This window comes from Flavobacterium hibisci (genome assembly GCF_020026925.1).
Classification (GTDB): Bacteria; Bacteroidota; Bacteroidia; order Flavobacteriales; family Flavobacteriaceae; genus Flavobacterium; species Flavobacterium hibisci.
Map to the genome: position 1 here is coordinate 1 of NZ_JAIQDW010000026.1, position 18297 is coordinate 18297.

19 protein-coding genes are annotated in these 18297 nt (G+C 34.5%); 11 read left to right on the plus strand and 8 right to left on the minus strand.

What is annotated here, in order from left to right; all coding sequences use genetic code 11:
- Positions 1 to 152 precede the first annotated feature (152 nt).
- The 7 genes from K8B81_RS18880 to K8B81_RS18910 form a co-directional block, all read right to left on the minus strand.
- Entirely contained in the window at positions 153 to 656 is a 504-nt protein-coding gene (locus K8B81_RS18880) for an OmpH family outer membrane protein (RefSeq protein WP_223683104.1), read from the minus strand.
- A gap of 13 nt (positions 657 to 669) precedes the next feature.
- Positions 670 to 1662: an OmpH family outer membrane protein gene (locus K8B81_RS18885; RefSeq protein WP_223683105.1), complete on the minus strand. Its 993-nt coding sequence runs from the start codon at positions 1660 to 1662 to the stop codon at positions 670 to 672.
- A 39-nt stretch (positions 1663 to 1701) separates the two neighbouring features.
- Positions 1702 to 4416 carry a BamA/OMP85 family outer membrane protein gene (locus K8B81_RS18890; protein ID WP_223683106.1) on the minus strand — a complete coding sequence of 905 codons (2715 nt, stop codon included), beginning with the start codon at positions 4414 to 4416 and terminating at the stop codon, positions 1702 to 1704.
- Positions 4349 to 5089, minus strand: coding sequence for an isoprenyl transferase (locus tag K8B81_RS18895; RefSeq protein WP_223683150.1), 741 nt, complete (start codon positions 5087 to 5089; stop codon positions 4349 to 4351). The genes K8B81_RS18890 and K8B81_RS18895 overlap by 68 nt, the downstream gene beginning before the upstream one ends.
- A 1-nt stretch (position 5090) precedes the next feature.
- Positions 5091 to 5774: a type IX secretion system protein PorG gene (porG, locus tag K8B81_RS18900; protein WP_223683107.1), complete on the minus strand. Its 684-nt coding sequence runs from the start codon at positions 5772 to 5774 to the stop codon at positions 5091 to 5093.
- Between the two features lie 172 nt (positions 5775 to 5946).
- Positions 5947 to 6834 carry an NAD kinase gene (locus K8B81_RS18905; RefSeq protein WP_223683108.1) on the minus strand — a complete coding sequence of 296 codons (888 nt, stop codon included), beginning with the start codon at positions 6832 to 6834 and terminating at the stop codon, positions 5947 to 5949.
- An 85-nt stretch (positions 6835 to 6919) separates the two neighbouring features.
- On the minus strand, positions 6920 to 7579 hold the full coding sequence (locus K8B81_RS18910; RefSeq protein ID WP_223683109.1) for a CBS domain-containing protein: 660 nt from the start codon (positions 7577 to 7579) through the stop codon (positions 6920 to 6922).
- A gap of 115 nt (positions 7580 to 7694) precedes the next feature.
- On the opposite strand from K8B81_RS18910, the gene K8B81_RS18915 reads away from it, so the two are divergent.
- The 6 genes from K8B81_RS18915 (at position 7695) to clpX (ending at position 13475) form a co-directional block, all read left to right on the plus strand.
- Positions 7695 to 8408: a pyridoxine 5'-phosphate synthase gene (locus K8B81_RS18915; protein ID WP_223683110.1), complete on the plus strand. Its 714-nt coding sequence runs from the start codon at positions 7695 to 7697 to the stop codon at positions 8406 to 8408.
- A 24-nt stretch (positions 8409 to 8432) separates the two neighbouring features.
- Positions 8433 to 9197: an alpha/beta fold hydrolase gene (locus K8B81_RS18920; RefSeq protein ID WP_223683111.1), complete on the plus strand. Its 765-nt coding sequence runs from the start codon at positions 8433 to 8435 to the stop codon at positions 9195 to 9197.
- Positions 9198 to 9243: 46 nt separating this feature from the next.
- Positions 9244 to 9591 carry a phage holin family protein gene (locus K8B81_RS18925; RefSeq protein WP_223683112.1) on the plus strand — a complete coding sequence of 116 codons (348 nt, stop codon included), beginning with the start codon at positions 9244 to 9246 and terminating at the stop codon, positions 9589 to 9591.
- A 111-nt stretch (positions 9592 to 9702) separates the two neighbouring features.
- Positions 9703 to 11028, plus strand: coding sequence for a trigger factor (locus tag K8B81_RS18930; protein WP_223683113.1), 1326 nt, complete (start codon positions 9703 to 9705; stop codon positions 11026 to 11028).
- 362 nt (positions 11029 to 11390) lie between these two features.
- A complete protein-coding gene (clpP, locus tag K8B81_RS18935) occupies positions 11391 to 12065 on the plus strand; it encodes an ATP-dependent Clp endopeptidase proteolytic subunit ClpP (protein ID WP_223683114.1) in 675 nt (224 codons plus the stop codon).
- A gap of 177 nt (positions 12066 to 12242) precedes the next feature.
- Complete coding sequence (gene clpX, locus K8B81_RS18940) at positions 12243 to 13475, plus strand: ATP-dependent Clp protease ATP-binding subunit ClpX (protein ID WP_031454477.1); 1233 nt, start codon at positions 12243 to 12245, stop codon at positions 13473 to 13475.
- 238 nt (positions 13476 to 13713) lie between these two features.
- On the opposite strand, the gene K8B81_RS18945 is transcribed toward clpX, so the two are convergent.
- Positions 13714 to 14679, minus strand: a complete 966-nt coding sequence (locus K8B81_RS18945; protein WP_223683115.1) for a GlxA family transcriptional regulator — start codon at positions 14677 to 14679, stop codon at positions 13714 to 13716.
- 159 nt (positions 14680 to 14838) lie between these two features.
- Between K8B81_RS18945 and K8B81_RS18950 the strand changes: the two genes are divergently transcribed.
- The 5 genes from K8B81_RS18950 (at position 14839) to serB (ending at position 18092) form a co-directional block, all read left to right on the plus strand.
- Positions 14839 to 15243 carry an SRPBCC family protein gene (locus K8B81_RS18950; protein ID WP_223683116.1) on the plus strand — a complete coding sequence of 135 codons (405 nt, stop codon included), beginning with the start codon at positions 14839 to 14841 and terminating at the stop codon, positions 15241 to 15243.
- A 114-nt stretch (positions 15244 to 15357) separates the two neighbouring features.
- Positions 15358 to 15765, plus strand: a complete 408-nt coding sequence (locus K8B81_RS18955; protein WP_223683117.1) for a VOC family protein — start codon at positions 15358 to 15360, stop codon at positions 15763 to 15765.
- A gap of 2 nt (positions 15766 to 15767) precedes the next feature.
- The gene (locus K8B81_RS18960; RefSeq protein ID WP_223683118.1) at positions 15768 to 16205 is read left to right on the plus strand and encodes an SRPBCC domain-containing protein; all 438 of its coding nucleotides are present in this window, start codon (positions 15768 to 15770) and stop codon (positions 16203 to 16205) included.
- Between the two features lie 63 nt (positions 16206 to 16268).
- Positions 16269 to 16715 (plus strand): VOC family protein, encoded by a 447-nt coding sequence (locus tag K8B81_RS18965; RefSeq protein WP_223683119.1) that lies wholly within the window; start codon positions 16269 to 16271, stop codon positions 16713 to 16715.
- A 147-nt stretch (positions 16716 to 16862) separates the two neighbouring features.
- On the plus strand, positions 16863 to 18092 hold the full coding sequence (gene serB / locus K8B81_RS18970) for a phosphoserine phosphatase SerB (RefSeq protein ID WP_223683120.1): 1230 nt from the start codon (positions 16863 to 16865) through the stop codon (positions 18090 to 18092).
- Positions 18093 to 18297 lie beyond the last annotated feature (205 nt).

The window sequence follows — 18297 nt, forward strand, 5'->3', positions numbered from 1 at the left end:
ATCTTTAAAGACTACTTTTGAAGCTATACACACACCGCAATTTAATTAAATTGCAAGAATTAGGAAAGCGAAAACTTTCCTTTTTTTTATGCCACAAAAAAAGCTGCCTCACTTTTGAGACAGCCTCATTTTTGTAATAAGAAATTTGTTTCTTAGAATCCTAAATCTTTTTTCACATCAGCAGTAATGTTTGGGCCATCAGCTAATAAAAGAGTTGAACCGTCTAGTACGTATTGGAAACCTTTAGCTTTTCCAATTTTTTGGATAGAAGCTTTTACTTTTTCCATTAAAGGTTTTACTAAATCAGTTTCTTTTTGCTGCAACTCTTTTTGAGCATTATCTCTGTAGTCGCCAATTCTTTTTTGCATATCCTGAACTTCCTTAGCACGCTCAGTATTTACTGCTTCAGTTGCTGTGGTAGATTCAGCGTCATACTTTTTGATTTTTGTTTGATATTCCTCAATCATTTTTTTGTATTCCGCATCATATGTTCCGCTTAATTTTTGTAATTGAGTTTGAGCATCAAGCATAGCAGGCATCTTCGACATAATCTCGCTAACATCAACATGAGCTGTTTTAGCCTGCGCATTCATTGTATTGTTTGCAGTTAAAATAAGCACTGCAGCAATTACTAAAGTTTTGATTTGTTTCATCATTTTAAAATATTAATTAATTATTGGTCGTATTTGATTTTTCTGTTTCGGCTTCCTTAGCTTTTTTAGCCGCTTCTCTTTCTTCTAAAATTTTCTTCTTTTTTTCTTCTAACTCTTTTTTACGCTGTTCATAAAGTTTTTGTCTTTCTTCGGCTTTATTAACTGCAGGTTCAGTTGCTGGGGTTACTATAGTTGGAGCTGTTGTCTCAGTTTTTGTAGCTTCAGCTGGTTTTGCAGTTTCAGAAACCGTGCCATTTTTTTTGGCTGCTTTTTCAGCGGCTATAGCGTTCCTTTTATCTTCGTATTCTTTTCGTTTAGCTTCCTGTTCTAATTTTCTATCAGCAACTAATTTTTCTCTTGCCGCCTTTCTTGCATCAAGTGCTTTTTGCCTGTCTGCCATAGCCGGATTTTCGTCAATCTCGTTTTCAAGATTTTCCTTGGCCTCTTGTTCTTTTAATTGCTTTTTATTGAGCTGCTGTCTCTTTTCTGTTCTGTTTAGGATACGAATAACCTGATCACTTATGTCAAATCTTTTAGCCGAAAAAAGCATCGTCAAATCAGATGATTTATCAAAAATAAAATCATAGTTTTTGGCTTCTGCTATATCTTGTACAGCAGTAAAAACCTGATCTTGTATTGGTTTTGCCAAAGCTGCTTTTTGATGCATCAAATTTCCGTCAACTCCAAATTGTTTCTGCTGGTATTCCAGCATCTCATTTTCAAGGAACTTAATTTCTGTTTCTCTTTCCTCAATAAGTTCTTTTGTAAGCAGAGCCTTTTCCGTTTTAAGGTTTTCTTTTAATTTATTTATTTCTAACTTTTTGGTTTCTATTTCCTGCTTCCATTTAGTAGCTTTTAAATCTAACTGAGATTTTGCCTCTTTGTAATCAGAAACATTTTCTAAAATATATTCCATGTCGATGTAGCCAATTCTGGTCGACCTTGTCTGTGCCTCACTTGTATTTGCTACAATCAAGGCTAAAAATATAAATAAAAATTGTTTTCTCATACATTAACTTTATTTCAGATTTTTAACCAAATATATCTTTTAAAATTGCTGTCCAATAATAAAGTGTATTTCCTGACCATGTGCTTTGGTTTCGAGTCGCTGAGGATCAAATCCATAGCCAAAATCAATACCCAATAAGCCAAATGCAGGCATGAATACACGTAAACCAAAACCAGCAGAACGATAGAGATCGAAAGGGTTATAATTTTTAAACCCGTTATAAGATGCACCCGCTTCTAAAAACGTAAGGGCATAAATAGATGCAGATGGCTTAAGGGTAATCGGATAACGCAATTCCATAGAAAATTTATTATAAATTGTTGCTCCAACCTGCTGCTCTGCACTATTTACAGGAGTCAAAGAGTTATTTTCATATCCTCTTAATCCAATGGTTTCTCTTCCGTCCATAGAGTAGTTCGCCATACCATCTCCACCTAGATAAAAACGTTCAAAAGGAACAATTCCTCTATCCTGATTGTAAGCACCCATGAAACCAAATTCGGTTAATGTTCTTAAAACTAATTTTCCATATATTTTATTATACCAGTCTGCTCTAAATTTGATTTTATAATATTCTAACCAGTTGTATTTTTCCTGATCTACTTTTGCAGGATCTGCAGCAGCTTCCTGGTAAGTACTTACGGGATTATCGTTGGCGTCTAAATAAGTGTTTTTAGGAATTGTGTATCCGTTAACTGTTTGGTCTTGAGTAGTTTTTTTCTTATATTCTTCTTTTTCTCCTAAAGTAGCATAATCAATTCCATTAAACAGTGAATAAGGTGGTGTTACTTTTGCAGAAACACTAAATTCAGAACCGTAAGTTGGGAATATTGGGTTAAGACCTTTGTTGCTTCTGGTTAATCCAACCGTATAAGCTAAGTTTCTGGATGCTCCGTTTCCAAAGGTAAATAATCCGGTAAAATAATTATTCAAATCATAATGCTGGTAACTTACAGACTGAGATAACACGAAATAATCATCCGGGACAGTTAATCTTTTAGCAAGTCCAACTTGTACTGTAAAAATATTGAAGCTTTGACTTTTATCTACATTACGTCCATAACTATAATTGAACTGCTTACTGTAAGAGATAGAGGAACTAAATTGTACCGGTTTTTTACCTCCAAACCATGGCTCAGAGAATGACACGCTATACGTTTGGAAATAGGTACTTCCTTGTAAACGCAGGGATACTTTTTGACCATCTCCCATAGGCAATGGTTTATAGGCCTCTTTTTTAAACATATTCCTTGCCGAAAAATTATTGAAGGATAATCCTAAAGTTCCTATGAAGCCTCCGCCGCCATATCCACCTTGTAATTCTACCTGGCTGGAACCTTTTTCAACTAAATTGTATTCGATATCTACTGTTCCGGCTGCAGCATCTACATTTTTAAATTTAGGATCAATCGCTTCAGGGTCGAAAAAACCTAATTGTCCAATCTCACGAATAGTTCTCACCAATAATTCTTTACTGTATTTTTCACCCGGTTTAGTTCTTAATTCGCGATAGATGACATGGTCATTGGTTTTGTCGTTTCCTACTACCGATATTTTATTAAAATAAGCAATTGGGCCTTCAGTTATTCTAATTTCAAAGTCAATAGTGTCATTTACGGTTCTTGTTTCTACGGCATTAATGTTAGAAAATAGATAGCCGTTATTCTGATAAAGGTTTGTAATATCTTCCCCGTCAGGTTTAGTTTTGTCTGCAATACGTTTTTCAAGCATTACACCATTATAAGTTTCCCCCTTTTTTATTCCTAAATACCGATTTAGCTGTTGATCTGAATAAACCGTATTCCCTAAAAATTTAATATTTCCAAAGTAATATTTGTTTCCTTCTTCCAGATTAATTTTGATGGCCAACATGTTTTTTTTCTTGTTATAAGTGACTGAGTCATATATGATACGGGCATCACGATATCCTTTTTCTTTATATGCTGCAATAACTTTTTCTAAGTCGGTTTTGTATTTTTCAGGAATAAATTTTGAAGCTTTCAGGACACGGAGTACGTTTTTTTGTTTGGTGTCTTTCATGGCTCTTCTCAATTGGGTGTCCGTTAGTTGTTTGTTCCCTATGAAGTCAATGCTGCTTATTTTTACTTTGTCTCCCTTATCTACACGGACAAGCATGTTTACATTGTTCCCTGCAGTAGTATCTGGAGTGGTTGTAATGGTAACTTTGGTATTGTAAAAACCTTCTTTTTTGTATTTGTTTTCGATGTAGTTTTTTGTTGTAGTGATTAGATTTTCGTTTACGATCTTGCTTTTCGTCAGATTATTATCTTTTATTAACCCTTCAACTTTACTTTTCTTAATGCCAACAAATTTTACTTCGTTTAATTTAGGAAGTTCTACTATATTTAAGTCTAAATAAATGCTGTCATTTTCAACTTTATTTACATAAAAAGCAATTTCATCAAAAAGGCCAAGCTTTCCTAATTTCTTAATTGCCCCGCTAATTTCTTCGCCCGGGACAGTAATTTCCTGACCTTTTTGTAAGCCTGAAAATGTTACAACAGTTTGTTCATTGAAGCTTATTTTACCAACAACAGAAACTTTTGCAAGAATGTATTTTTTTCCCTGGTCAAAAGGAATTCTTTCTTGTGCTTTGATTTGAGAAAAACTACCCAAAAGAAGTAGGGTAAGTATTATTTGTATTCTATTTTGCAACACTAAAATATTATTTAATTTGTTCACTGGTTTTTCCAAATCTACGTTCTCTTTTTTGATAACTAATGATAGCCTCATATAAATCTTGTTCTTTAAAGTCAGGCCAGAGCACATCAGTAAAATATAATTCTGAATAGGCTATTTGCCAGAGCAGGAAATTACTTATTCTGTGTTCTCCACTTGTTCGTATTAATAAATCTACGTCAGGTAAATTTTGCGTGTAAAGATGCTCATTTATAATTGAATCGTCAATACTGTCTAATGAAATTATATTATTTTTAACTTTATCACTGATGAGTCTGACAGCGTTCACCAATTCTTCTCTGGATCCGTAACTTAAGGCCAGTGTCAGCGTTAAATGAGTGTTGTTTTTTGTTTTTTCGATAACATCCAACAACTCTTTTTGAGCAGATTTTGGCAGCCTGTCCAGATTTCCAATTGCATTCAGTCTTATGTTGTTCTCCTGTAAAGTCACAAGTTCTTTTCTTAATGAATTTATAAGAATTTTCATTAATGCCTGAACCTCTAATTTTGGACGATTCCAGTTTTCTGTAGAAAAAGCATATAATGTTAAGTATTCAATGCCAAGTTTAGCACAAATTTTAATGGTTTCTTTAACTGATTTGGTTCCATTTTCATGTCCAAAAGCACGAAGAAAGCCTTGTTGTTTTGCCCAACGCCCATTCCCGTCCATAATAATGGCAAGATGTTTAGGTAAATTTGTCTTATCTATAGATTCTAATAAATTCATTTTATTCTGCGCAATAGCAAGGTTTTTGTCCAAAGGTATATGTTAAGGTTACTCCGGTAAAAACATACCAATCGTTATTATTTAAATTCCCAAAACGATTATTCGCAAACGAATCATCTTTAGGGTTGCTTCCATCTATATTATCTGTAAAGGTATATCGTGCACCTATTTCGGCAGCTAAGATAAAATCACGACTAATATTTGATTTTATTCCTAATATTATAGGTATGGCAAATGAATTTCCTCCTTTGTCTTTTTTTGTCACTCCGTTTACTACATGTAATTCATCATATCGAAAATAACTTAAACCGGAAAATACATAGGGAGTTATTTTTAGATCTTCATCATGCAAATTAAAATCAAAGAAGTTAAATTCTAAACCGGCAGAAAGTTCTCTTACGTTATTTTTAAAACTAAATCCTCTTTTATATCTTGATGGTTCTTCTGATTGTCGGTCATTTCCTGTGATTTTGGATTGTGTGTATGAAAAACGATAAGAATGGCGTGGACTTTTATTCCATTTATACAAAATACCAATAGCAGGCTTTTCAGGAGCAATATATGTAGTGCTCCCAACATCTCCTATAAAGTTACTTCCGCCAAGAAAAACACCAATCTCGTTTATTTGAGCATTAAGTGTGATAAAGGGAAAAAAACATAACAATAAATTAAAAATTTTCTTCATTTAATTCAAAATTGCGTGCAAATATAATAATTATCGATACGAATCAACGTTCCTTTAGATAAATGTGTCTTTTTTTAAATTTACCGTATGATTTTGAGACATTTAATGAAGATTCGATATATGCAAAACGAGAAAGAGTATTAATATCGTATAGTTTAATCTGTAAAAAAATTTAATTCCTTTTATCTTCTCCCCAAAGCAATTTTTTTCTAAGTGTTTTTAAGAAAGTTTCGCCTGGAATTTCAACCATTTTAATTTTAAAATCTGTTTTTTTTATAGTTAAGACCGATTCATTTTTAATAGAAGCAATTCGTGAATCAAGTGATACTAAATATTGGTCTTCTCTTCCGGATACACGAAGTTTTATTTCGGTATCGTCAGGTATAACCAATGGTCTTGCGTTTAAGTTATGAGGCGCAATAGGGGTAACTACCAAGCTTTTTACATCCGGAGTCAATATTGGTCCGCCACAGCTTAATGAATATCCGGTAGAGCCTGTTGGCGTAGAAAGAATAAGTCCGTCAGCCCAATATGAGTTCAGGTATTCATTATTCAAATAAGTTTCAACAGTAATCATCGACGTTGTATCTTTTCTGCTAACAGTAACTTCGTTCATTGCAAAATTTAAATCGTCTTCGATAGCATCATTTTTTGGGTCACAGGTCAGGCTCAGCAGTGTTCTTTCAGAAATGGTGTAGTTTTTATCAATTACAAACTGCAAAAAACCATCAATGCCTTCTTTTGGGACAGTTGCCAAAAAACCTAATCTTCCGGCATTGATTCCTAAAATGGGTACACCGGAATTGCGAACTAAACTGGCGGCTCTTAAAATAGTTCCGTCGCCTCCAATACTTAGCAACATTTCAAAACTATTGTCAAGTTTTGTTTTTCCTGAGAAGGTTTTATATTCTTTTTTAATTAATTGTTTCTCGTAAAGCATTTTCAGAAAGTTTTCTTCAATGACCATTTCGACATTATTGTTGTTGAAAAACACAAAAATATCTTTGATAATGGGTTCGGTACTGTTTTGGTAATACTGTCCGTAAATGGCTACTTTCATTTTATTAAGTTAGATAATGAGAAAATTTGATAATGTGCCAATGTTTAATCATGTTGTTGACTCATTTTCTAATTGCTTATTATAATTATATGTTAAGGTATTTGTCTAAATAATCAGAACGTTCTTTTAGGCTGTTAATGTAAGTATCTTCCTGATGTTCTGAGATAATTTCGTAATTGTATCTTCTGAAGGTCTGGATAATTTCATTCATTGGTCCAACTCCAATTTTTACTGTAATGTGAACATTTTCTAAATCGGCTTCGGATACAAAACAACCCAGGATTTTACCATTATTGCTCTCAACGATTTGAGCTATCTGTGCCATAGAATAATCTAAAAGTCCTTTTTGAACGATAATAATACCGCCCTGTTCTTTTAAAAATGGAGTTTCCTGAAAAAATTTCATTATATCTTCCATTTCATAATATCCGATATAAGAATTGTTTTCGTCAAGAACCGGAATTACATTCGTATGGTTTTTGGCAAAAATTTCCAGAACGTCGAGCCAAATCATTGATTTTCTGGCAAAAAAACGTTCTAATGTGTATTTGTAATCAATTATTTTTTTATTCGTATCAAATGTTTCAATATCATCCGAAGCAATGCTTCCAATGAAAATTTCGTTTTCCACAACAGGAAAATGAGAAAAACTTAAATCAGCAAAAAAGTCCTGAACAGATGCTATCGTTTCCTGACTGTCGATTGCTCTAAAATCGTTGGTGATATAGTTGGTGATTTCTGTCATAAGTAGTTTGAAGATATTTGATGCAAAATAATCAAAAAATAGCAAAAAATGCTAGATTTTACTTTGTATTTTTGCTCTTACAAATATAATGCTACAGAATTAATAATCTATTTTTATGACGAAATTAAGTGTAAATATCAATAAAATAGCAACTTTACGTAATGCCCGTGGAGGAAATGTTCCTGATTTATTAAAAGTAGCCGCCGATATTGAAAAATTTGGAGGTCAGGGGATTACAATTCACCCGCGTCCGGATGAACGCCATATCCGGTATCAGGATGCCCGCGATTTAAAAGCGATTGTTACTACCGAATATAATATTGAAGGAAATCCTCAGCATAATTTTATTGATTTGGTCTTAGAATGTAAACCTGATCAGGTTACATTGGTTCCGGATGCAATTGGTGCAATTACTTCTTCTGCAGGTTGGGATACTATAGATAATCAGTCTTATTTGGCTGAGGTTATTCAGGAATTTCAAAGAAACGGAATCAGGACTTCAATTTTTGTTGATCCTGTTTTAGAAATGATCGAAGGTGCAAAAAAAACAGGGACTGACAGAATTGAGTTATACACAGAAGCCTTTGCCCATCAATATGATTTAGGGAATAAAAAAGGAATCGATCCTTATGTGAAAGCTGCAGAATTGGCAAATAAATTAGGTTTGGGCATCAACGCAGGACACGATTTAAGTCTGGATAATATTCAGTTTTTCAAACAAAACATTCCCGGATTATTAGAAGTTTCTATTGGTCACGCCTTAATTTCAGAAGCGCTTTATCTTGGTTTGGATAACGTGGTTAATATGTATTTAAATAAGTTGAAATAATTCTTCCGAATAAAAAATATAAATATGCTTTACTCAAAAATAGAAGGCGAAGGTAAACCATTCGTTATTATGCATGGTTTTCTTGGAATGTCTGATAACTGGAAAACCCTTGCCGGACAATATGTAGAAGCCGGATTTCAGGTTCATATTTTAGATTTGCGAAATCACGGCCGTAGTTTTCATTCGGATGAATGGAGTTATGAAGCCATGGTTCAGGATGTCTTTGAATACTGTCAGGCAAATAATTTAGACAAAATCGATTTGCTTGGGCATTCGATGGGCGGAAAAGTAGCAATGCTCTTCGCAGCAACACATCCCGAAATTGTAGATAAATTAATTGTAGCAGATATAGGCCCGAAATTCTATAAACAGCATCATCAGGATATTTTGGCTGGTTTGAATGCAGTCGATTTTTCAGTGAAACCAAGCCGTGCGGATGTTGAAGAAATTCTAGCCAAATATGTGCCTGATTTTGGAACCCGTCAGTTTCTTTTGAAAAATTTATATTGGGCAACCCCAGGGCAATTGGCTTTCAGGTTTAATCTGGAAGTTTTTAATAACAATCTCGATGCAATTGGGAAACCTTTGGCAGAAGGTTTGGTTTTCGATAAACCAACTTTGTTTATCCGTGGCGGAAATTCAAATTATATTTTGGATTCGGATGTCGATGCAATAAAACAGCATTTTCCGGATTTGCAATTAGAAACTATTCCAAATGCAGGACACTGGCTTCATGCTGAAAATCCAAAAATGTTTTTTGATCTCACAACTGCTTTTTTGAAATCGTAATTGAAAAATATACTGTACTTTTAACTGAAATTTAAATCAGAAGACTATGAAATTATTACTTAGACTCCTTGTAACTGCAGCTTTGGTTTTGTTACTGTCGAATCTTTTGTCTGGTGTGCATGTTGCCAGCTTAGGTACAGCCGTAATTGTTGCAGTAGTTTTAGGATTGTTAAACCTGTTTATCAAACCTATTTTGGTAGTACTGACCTTGCCGGTGACAGTTATTACGCTGGGCTTGTTTTTACTTGTTATCAATGCGATTATTATTTTGTTGTGTACGAAAATCGTTGGTGGTTTTGCGGTCGATTCGTTTTTGACGGCATTAATTTTTAGTGTGATTTTGTCTATACTGCAATCGATCACCTATAAAATAGTAGGAGACGATAAAAAATAAAACGCGAAGTTGTTCTAAAGCACTTCAAATACAATAGATTAAAAACTTGGCTGGGTTGCAAAAATTTTATAATTTTGCAACCCAATTTTATTATGTAAATTAAAGAAGAAGATGGATATCAAAAGAGTAGCAAAAGACGCTGTGAATGAAACAATTGTAATGAATGTTGTTCACATGGATTATAAAGGTCAGGTGGCAAAAAGAATTAACGAAAAAATGCCTTTAGCACAAGTAAAAGGTTTTAGAAAAGGACAAGTACCTAAAGATCTTGTTGAAAAACAATACGGAAAAGCTATTAAGCAGGAAGAGATCAAAAAAGTAGTTGATTTGGCTTTGGAGCGTTATATTCAATCTGAAAGATTAAACCTTTTAGGAACTCCTATTGCTAAAGTAAACGAAAACTTCGACTGGGATGCTGAAGAACTAACTTTTGAATACGAAATTGGTTTAGTGCCAAACTTCGAAATTGATCTTGAAGCTAAAAATGATATCGTAAAATATGTAGTAACTGCTGATGATAAATTAATTGACGGACAAGTCGAGCGTATCCAAAAACAATTCGGAAAAGCAAATCCAGTTGAAAAAGTGACTGCAGATGCTGATATTACAGGGACTTTCGCAAATGCTGAAAACGGAATTGAAAACAAAACAACTTTTTCATTGTCAGTTTTCAAAGACAAGAAAACAGCTGATTTGTTTATCGGTAAAGAAGTGGGTGATGTAGTTACTGTAAACACTAAAGGTTTATTCGAAGACGATCACCAATTAATGGATTACTTAAAAGTGCCTCACGATAATGTACATGATTTAGCAGTTGATGTAGATTTTACAATCGAAGCAATCAATGTTTCTGAGCCTGCTGAATTAAATCAGGAATTGTTTGACAAACTTTTTGGAGAAGGAAAAGTAGCTTCATTGGAAGATTTAAAAGCAAAAATAAAAGAAGATGCTGAAGCACAATTCGCACAGCAGGCTGACCAAAAATTATTATTGGATGTTCAGGATTTCTTAATCGAAAATACAAAATTCGATTTACCAGCTGAATTCCTTAAAAAATGGTTGCAGACTGTAGGAGAGAAAAAACTCTCTGCAGAAGAAGCAGAAATTGAATACGCAAGATCTGAAAAAGGTTTACGTTTTCAATTGATCGAAGGAAAAGCGATGGCTCAAAGCAATATCCAAATTACATTTGAAGATTTGAAAGCTTTTACATCAAACGCAATCAGACAGCAAATGGCTCAATTTGGTCAAACAAATCCAACTGACGAAGAAGTAGAAGGAATTGTGGCAAGAGTTTTGTCTAATCAGGAAGAAGTAAAAAGACTTTCTGAGCAGGTTGTAGCGGCTAAATTGTTAGATTTGTTCAAAGAAAAAGCAAATCCAACAACAAAAGAAGTAACTTATGATGAATTTATTGCTGCGTCTTACGGCGAATAATTTCTGAAAATTAAGCATATAAAAGGAGCGTCACGGATATTTTTCCCTGACGCTCTTCTGCTTTTTTATTTCAGTTAAAGAAAATATTTTTTTGATGTGGGTTTCAATTTATTTTTTATTACTTTTCAGAAGCTAATCCAGCTATTCGTTACAAGTTTTTTCATTGCTGCCTTTTTTTGTAAGGTAAAAAAAGAGCTTCCGCCGGTCGCTTTTTTTTACCAACAAAAAATAGTTGCCATTTCAAAAAGCTTTTCACTGCTATCTGGGCTAAATAAGACAAATTGACACATAAGTAATAAAGGTACAACCTTTGATGGAAGGAATAATATATAGATATAACATAAACTTAGAACACTTAAAATATGAACTACGGTAAAGAATTCAAAAAATTTGCTACAAAGCACCAGGGAGTAAACGCCATGTACTATGACAAAATCGTAGCGGCAATGAACCCAACCAATATGACTCCATATATTATTGAAGAACGTCAGCTGAATGTTTCTCAATTGGATGTTTTCTCAAGATTAATGATGGACAGAATTATCTTTTTAGGAACAGGTATCGATGATCAGATAGCCAATATCGTTCAGGCACAATTATTATTTTTAGAAAGTGCCGATGCTTCAAAAGATATTCAGATTTATCTGAATTCCCCTGGAGGAAGTGTTTACGCAGGTTTAGGAATTTATGACACCATGCAGTATATCAAACCAGACGTGGCAACAATTTGTACAGGAATGGCAGCTTCTATGGGAGCCGTTTTATTATGCGCAGGAGCAGCAGGAAAACGTTCGGCTCTTCCACATTCAAGAGTTATGATTCACCAGCCATCCGGAGGAGCTCAGGGAGTTGCTACAGATATGGAAATTAACTTACGTGAAATGCTGAAATTAAAAGAAGAATTATACAACATCATTTCGCAGCATTCAGGACAATCTTTTGAAAGAGTTCATAAAGACAGTGAGCGCGATTACTGGATGAAAGCTGACGAAGCAAAAGAGTACGGAATGATCGATGAAGTATTGAGAAGAGGATAGTTTTAAAGTTAATTTTAGTTTTAGGTTTCAGGTTTAAAGTTACAGCTGTTAACTTGAAACCTGAAACTTTAAACTTTAAACGAAGAATAAAGGTTAATAGGTTGCTAAGTTTTTGACGTTTAAATATTAAAATCTCATAAACTTAGTATCTTTGCAGCTTAGTAACTTAAATAAAGAATGGCAAAAGTAGTATTAGAATGTTCGTTTTGTGGAAGAAAAAAGCCAGAAACTAATTTATTAATCGCCGGAATCAATGCGCACATTTGTGATAAATGTATTGAGCAGGCGCACGGAATTGTTTTAGAAGAATTAAAATCCAGCGGAAGTGCCAAACTGGTTGGGGATTTAATTTTAAAGAAACCAAAAGAAATCAGAGCTTTCCTTGATCAATATGTTATTGGACAGGATCAGACTAAAAAAGTAATGTCGGTGGCGGTTTACAATCACTACAAGCGTTTAATGCAACAGCAGTTAGACGATGAAGTAGAGATTGAAAAAAGCAACATCATTATGGTGGGTCAGACCGGAACCGGAAAAACGTTGGTAGCCAAAACGATTGCAAAGATGTTAGACGTTCCTTTGGCTATCGTTGACGCGACTGTACTTACAGAAGCCGGTTATGTTGGTGAAGACGTTGAAAGTATTTTAACCCGACTTTTGCAAGCTGCTGATTATGATGTAACCAAAGCTGAACGCGGAATCGTTTTTATTGATGAAATTGATAAAATTGCCCGTAAGAGTGATAATCCATCGATAACACGTGACGTTTCTGGTGAAGGAGTTCAACAGGCTTTATTGAAATTATTGGAAGGAACAGTTGTAAACGTACCACCAAAAGGAGGACGTAAACATCCGGACCAGAAATTCGTTGAGGTAAATACACAAAACATTCTTTTCATTGCCGGAGGAGCTTTTGATGGAGTTGAACGTATTATTTCTAAACGTTTAAACCGTCAGGCAGTTGGATATTCTACTTCTAAAAATGCGGATAATATCGACAAAGACAATTTGTTACAATATATCATTCCTAAAGATATTAAAGATTTTGGTTTGATTCCTGAAATTATTGGTCGTTTGCCGGTTTTGACACATATGGATCCATTAGATAGGGAAACTTTGCGTGCCATTTTGACTCAACCTAAAAATGCACTGGTAAAACAATATCAAAAGCTGTTTTTAATGGATGAAGTAGAATTTAGTATTACGGATGAAGCTTTAGATTTTATTGTTGACAAAGCTTTAGAATACAAATTAGGTGCCCGTGGATTACGCTCGTTATGCGAAGCAATTTTAACAGACGCTATGTACGAATTGCCAAGTTCTGACGATAAAGTTTTATCAATTGATAAAGATTATGCAGAACATACTTTGAGCAAAAATTTATTGAAGCGCATGGAGATTGCTTCATAAATTAAATCATATTTATTCTAAAGCCTGTTCATTTTGAACAGGTTTTTTTATATGAATTTTTATAGTTGAATTACAATATATAAATAAGTGATAAACAACTTCATATTATGAAAAACAAAATTTCTGGTTTAGCCCTGATCGAAGCGGCATCCTCTGGCTGCAGGGTTTGCAGGCAGAGATATAGCGGAGAGCAGGACTATTGGTGATGAAAAAACTAATTTTCTGCTTCTGAAAAAAATTACTGCACCCTAAATTTTTCCCGATATTCAATAGGCTTCATACCGACCATTTTATAAAATACTTTTCTAAATGCTTTTGGGTCATTATAACCGGTTTTTTCAATAATTTCTGAAATCGAAAGCTGGGTTTGTTCCAGATATTTCTTTGAACTCTCCACTCTTATATTTTGCAGATATTCGATAGGCGGAATCCCTGTTACTTGTTTGAATCTTCGTGTCATGTTTCGGGCACTTGTCGGAATATCTTTGGTGATTTCTTCGAGTGTTTCGATGCTGTGATACTGAGTTTCGATTTTTTGCTGGAGCATGGCAACCAAAGCATCATTATGCAGATGATTGGGTCTGAAAGTACTGAAATAGCTTTGTTTGTATCGGTTTAAATCGATAGAGAAAATTTTCGCAATTTGTACGGCAATTTCATTTCCGCAATATTTTTGGACCAAAAGAATCAATAAATGAAAAGTTGAGGTTGATCCGCCGCTGGTGTACAGACTTCCGTCTGCAGTCAGGGTTTCCTCAGGTTTTAGTTTCACAAGCGGAAAAGCTTTGGTAAATGCACTGCAGGCATCGACATGGGTAGTCGCCAGTTTTTCGTTGAGCAATCCGGAAGCAGCAAACAAAAACGCTCCGGTGCAAAAGCTTGCCAGTTCAGCACCTGTCTGATGGTGTTTTTGCAGCCACGGAATAAATTTTCGATTTTTGGCAATCATTTCACTCATATTATCGGAGGTAAAAGCAGGAATCAAAATGAGTTCTAAATTTTTATCAGAATCCTCAATTGAATTCACTTCATAACCAAATAATTTTTTCTCATTGATTTGCTCAGCCGATTGAAAAACCATAATCTCAAAAGGTTTTTCAATTTCGTCATGTAATTTATTCGCTGTTTCAAAAACTTCTAAAATTGCCGCTACGCTTAGTAATTTGTAGTCATGCCCCAAAATTAAACCTACTTTCCTGCTCATAATTTTAGCTTTATCGATATTACGAAGATATACATTTTGTCTTAAATGACCCTAAAGTTGGCTTTTATTATATTTTAAAGCTTGTTTTAATATTTTAAGTTTGTATTAAATAATTTGTATTTTTATAAAAAAGGAACTTTAATTTTAAATAAATAACTAATGATAACAGTAAAAAATACGATTAAAGCATCTTTGAAGAAAGTTTGGAATTTTTGGAATTCTCCTGAACACATTACCAAATGGAGTTTCGCATCTCCGGACTGGCATACACCTTATGCAGAATCCGATTTAAGAGAAGGAGGAAAATTTAAATCGACCATGGCTGCAAAAGACGGCAGTATGAGTTTTGATTTTGAAGGTGAGTTTACGCTTGTAAAACCAAACGAAGCTTTGCAATATGTCATAGCAGACGGAAGAAAGGTTGAAATCACTTTTACAGAAACATCAAACGGAGTAGAAATAATTGAAAGTTTTGATCCTGAGACACAAAATTCCGAAGAAATGCAGCGTGGAGGCTGGCAGGCAATCCTGGATAATTTTAAAAATTATGTTGAGAATAATTAATTTTTAACTCCAGGCTTTCAAAGTCAAAAAGGTTCAGAGTTCTTAGATATAGGTTTATTTTATATCACTTTACATAGTTCAAAAAATAATTGTTTAACAAATAAAATATCAAAAATGACAAAACAAATTTGGTTGAATCTGCCTGTGAAAAATGTGGCAAAAGCAAAAGAATTTTTCTGGAAAATAGGTTTTTCGTTTAATGAGCAACATGACACGCCAACTTCGACTTGCATGCTAGTAGGCGAAGGGCATTTTGTGGTAATGCTTTTCGAAGAATCGATTTTTGCAGGTTTTTCACAAAACGGTATTACAGATACTAATTCGGGTTCTGAGGTTTTGATTTCGATTGATGCTGAGAACAAGGAGGAAGTTGATGAATTAGCCCAAAAAGTGAAAGATGCCGGAGGAACTATTTTTTCAGAGCCGGCGGAAAGTCAGGGCTGGATGTACGGTTTTGGTTTTGCAGATTTAGATGGCCATCGTTGGAATGTATTATTTATGGATTTTAGTAAATTATCATGATTATGGAAACATTAGAATTTAAAATCAGAATCAAAGCTACGCCTGAAAAAATCTGGTCAGTTTTATGGGATGACGAAACGTATAGAAAATGGACAGCCCCTTTTTGTGAAGGCTCCTATGCCGTAAGTGACTGGAATGAAGGCGATAAAATACACTTCATGGCTCCAAACGGAGAAGGAATGAACAGCATTATCGAAAAAAAAGTCCCAAATGAATACATGGCTTTTAAGCACATAGGCGAAATCAAGGATTTTAAAGAATTGCCTGTAGATAAATATGCTGAAAATGGGAGTGGTTATATGGAAACGTACCGTTTAATTCCTGATGACGAGTTTACAGATCTTGTTTCTCAGGTTGATGTAATCGAAAAGCACAAGGAGTATTTTGAAGAAGCTTTTCCAAAAAGTTTAGAAGCGATTAAGGAGCTTTCGGAGGAGTAAATATCAATTACAAAAAACAATTGCAATAACAATAAATAATATTAATAAAAATAAAAAAGTATTATGGCAAAAGCAATAAATACCTATTTAATATTTAACGGAAACTGCGAAGAAGCATTTCAGTTTTACAAATCTGTTTTCGGAGGAGAATTTCAATATGTCGGAAGATTTAAGGATGCACCTCCGGAACATGATACTGAATCACTTTCAGAAGAAGTCTCTAATCGCATTATGCATATTTCGCTTCCAGTTGGCAGCTCTGTTTTAATGGGAAGTGACAGCCATCCAAAATTTGGAGATGTAGGTTTTGGGGATAATTTTTCAATTTCTATCAGTGCAGAAAGTACCGAAGAAGCAGATAAAATATTTGGCGGTCTTACAGCTGGCGGAAGAATAGATATGCCAATGCAGAAAACTTTTTGGAGTCCTTATTTCGGAATGCTAAAAGATAAATTTGGAGTAAACTGGATGATAGATCTTGCGAATTGTGATGAAGGCAACGAAAGTTAGATTATTTTAATACTTGAACATTAATTGTTAAATAACCTGAAAAAGCACATTGATTTGTGCTTTTTCGTTATAAAAAAACAAACAATATACTTTTATATCAACAATAGATTGCCGATTTTTGTCGCTTCTTAAATCAACAAGGATAAAATGGCAAAAGAAGATAAGGAAATTATATTATTAAAAGTTTCAGGACACGACAAACCGGGTGTTACCGCAGGCTTAACCACAGTATTAGCAGCTTATGATGCTGTTATCTTAGACATAGGTCAGGCTGATATTCACGATACATTATCTTTGGGAATTTTATTCGAAATCGAAGCTGGTTCCAGTTCAGGGCCTGTTTTAAAGGACCTTTTGTTTAAAGCATATGAACTCGAAGTAAAGGTTAAATTCATTCCGATTTCTGTTGAAGATTATGAAACCTGGGTAAAATCGCAATCCAATCAGCGTTACATTATCAATATTTTAGGCGAAAAACTAACAGCTGTTCAATTAGCAGCCGTGACCAAAATAATGACGGATCAAAACCTGAACATCAATTCTATTATCAGATTAACAGGAAGGACTTCTGTTGTTGAAAAAGAAGAATACCCACGTTCCTGCATTCAGTTATCCGTTACTGGTGAAATTGTAAACAAGATCGAAATGACGGCCAATTTTATGGCAATTTCCAGAACACTGGATGTCGATATTTCGTTCCAGGAAGACAATATATACAGACGAAACAGACGTTTGGTTTGCTTCGATATGGATTCCACTTTAATCCAAACTGAAGTTATTGATGAGTTGGCAGAACTAAATGGAGTAGGAGAGCAGGTAAGAGCGATTACAGAATCTGCCATGAATGGCGAAATTGATTTCAACGAAAGTTTCAAAAAACGTATGGCTTTGCTGGAAGGTTTGAGCGAAGACGTTTTGCAAAAAGTAGCCGAAAATCTGCCTATCACAAAAGGAGCGCATCGTTTGATGAAAGCGTTAAAATATTACGGCTATAAAACCGCTATTCTATCTGGAGGATTCACTTATTTTGGCGAATACCTGCAAAAAGAATTAGGCATCGATTACGTTCATGCCAATCAGCTGGAAATTAAAGACGGTAAATTAACCGGTAAATATATAGGCGATATCGTTGACGGTATCAAGAAAGCAGAATACCTGACAGCGATTGCCGAAAAAGAAGGAATTCACATCAACCAGACCATTGCCGTTGGTGACGGGGCAAACGATTTACCAATGATTAACCTTGCCGGTCTCGGAATCGCTTTCCACGCCAAACCAAAAGTAAAAGAAAGCGCCTCAAATTCGATTTCGAGTTTAGGACTTGATGGTGTATTGTATTTATTAGGATATCACGATCGATATATTGATATGATGTAAAGAATCGAATAATACAATGTTTATCATTCTGAGGAACGAAGAATCTCCGCAAGTAATTCTATAATCAAAATAAAAAAACCTTAGTTCATCATTTGGACTAAGGTTTTTTTTAGGGCATGCCCCGCAGAAAAAGCGGGTTGGGCTATTCGTTGCAATCTTTTGTGCCTCCCGATAGCTATCGGGAGGCACAAAAGGATTTCCACTG

Coding starts and splice junctions, on each gene's coding strand:
- serB (WP_223683120.1), top strand. CDS start 16,863: ATGGCAAAAGAAGATAAGGAAATTATATTATTAAAAGTTTCAGGACAC.
- K8B81_RS18915 (WP_223683110.1), top strand. CDS start 7,695: ATGACGAAATTAAGTGTAAATATCAATAAAATAGCAACTTTACGTAAT.
- K8B81_RS18950 (WP_223683116.1), top strand. CDS start 14,839: ATGATAACAGTAAAAAATACGATTAAAGCATCTTTGAAGAAAGTTTGG.
- K8B81_RS18960 (WP_223683118.1), top strand. CDS start 15,768: ATGGAAACATTAGAATTTAAAATCAGAATCAAAGCTACGCCTGAAAAA.
- K8B81_RS18885 (WP_223683105.1), bottom strand. CDS start 1,662: ATGAGAAAACAATTTTTATTTATATTTTTAGCCTTGATTGTAGCAAAT.
- porG (WP_223683107.1), bottom strand. CDS start 5,774: ATGAAGAAAATTTTTAATTTATTGTTATGTTTTTTTCCCTTTATCACA.
- K8B81_RS18945 (WP_223683115.1), bottom strand. CDS start 14,679: ATGAGCAGGAAAGTAGGTTTAATTTTGGGGCATGACTACAAATTACTA.
- K8B81_RS18905 (WP_223683108.1), bottom strand. CDS start 6,834: ATGAAAGTAGCCATTTACGGACAGTATTACCAAAACAGTACCGAACCC.
- K8B81_RS18920 (WP_223683111.1), top strand. CDS start 8,433: ATGCTTTACTCAAAAATAGAAGGCGAAGGTAAACCATTCGTTATTATG.
- clpX (WP_031454477.1), top strand. CDS start 12,243: ATGGCAAAAGTAGTATTAGAATGTTCGTTTTGTGGAAGAAAAAAGCCA.
- K8B81_RS18965 (WP_223683119.1), top strand. CDS start 16,269: ATGGCAAAAGCAATAAATACCTATTTAATATTTAACGGAAACTGCGAA.
- K8B81_RS18930 (WP_223683113.1), top strand. CDS start 9,703: ATGGATATCAAAAGAGTAGCAAAAGACGCTGTGAATGAAACAATTGTA.
- K8B81_RS18895 (WP_223683150.1), bottom strand. CDS start 5,089: ATGAATTTATTAGAATCTATAGATAAGACAAATTTACCTAAACATCTT.
- K8B81_RS18925 (WP_223683112.1), top strand. CDS start 9,244: ATGAAATTATTACTTAGACTCCTTGTAACTGCAGCTTTGGTTTTGTTA.
- K8B81_RS18910 (WP_223683109.1), bottom strand. CDS start 7,579: ATGACAGAAATCACCAACTATATCACCAACGATTTTAGAGCAATCGAC.
- K8B81_RS18955 (WP_223683117.1), top strand. CDS start 15,358: ATGACAAAACAAATTTGGTTGAATCTGCCTGTGAAAAATGTGGCAAAA.
- K8B81_RS18890 (WP_223683106.1), bottom strand. CDS start 4,416: ATGAGGCTATCATTAGTTATCAAAAAAGAGAACGTAGATTTGGAAAAA.
- clpP (WP_223683114.1), top strand. CDS start 11,391: ATGAACTACGGTAAAGAATTCAAAAAATTTGCTACAAAGCACCAGGGA.
- K8B81_RS18880 (WP_223683104.1), bottom strand. CDS start 656: ATGATGAAACAAATCAAAACTTTAGTAATTGCTGCAGTGCTTATTTTA.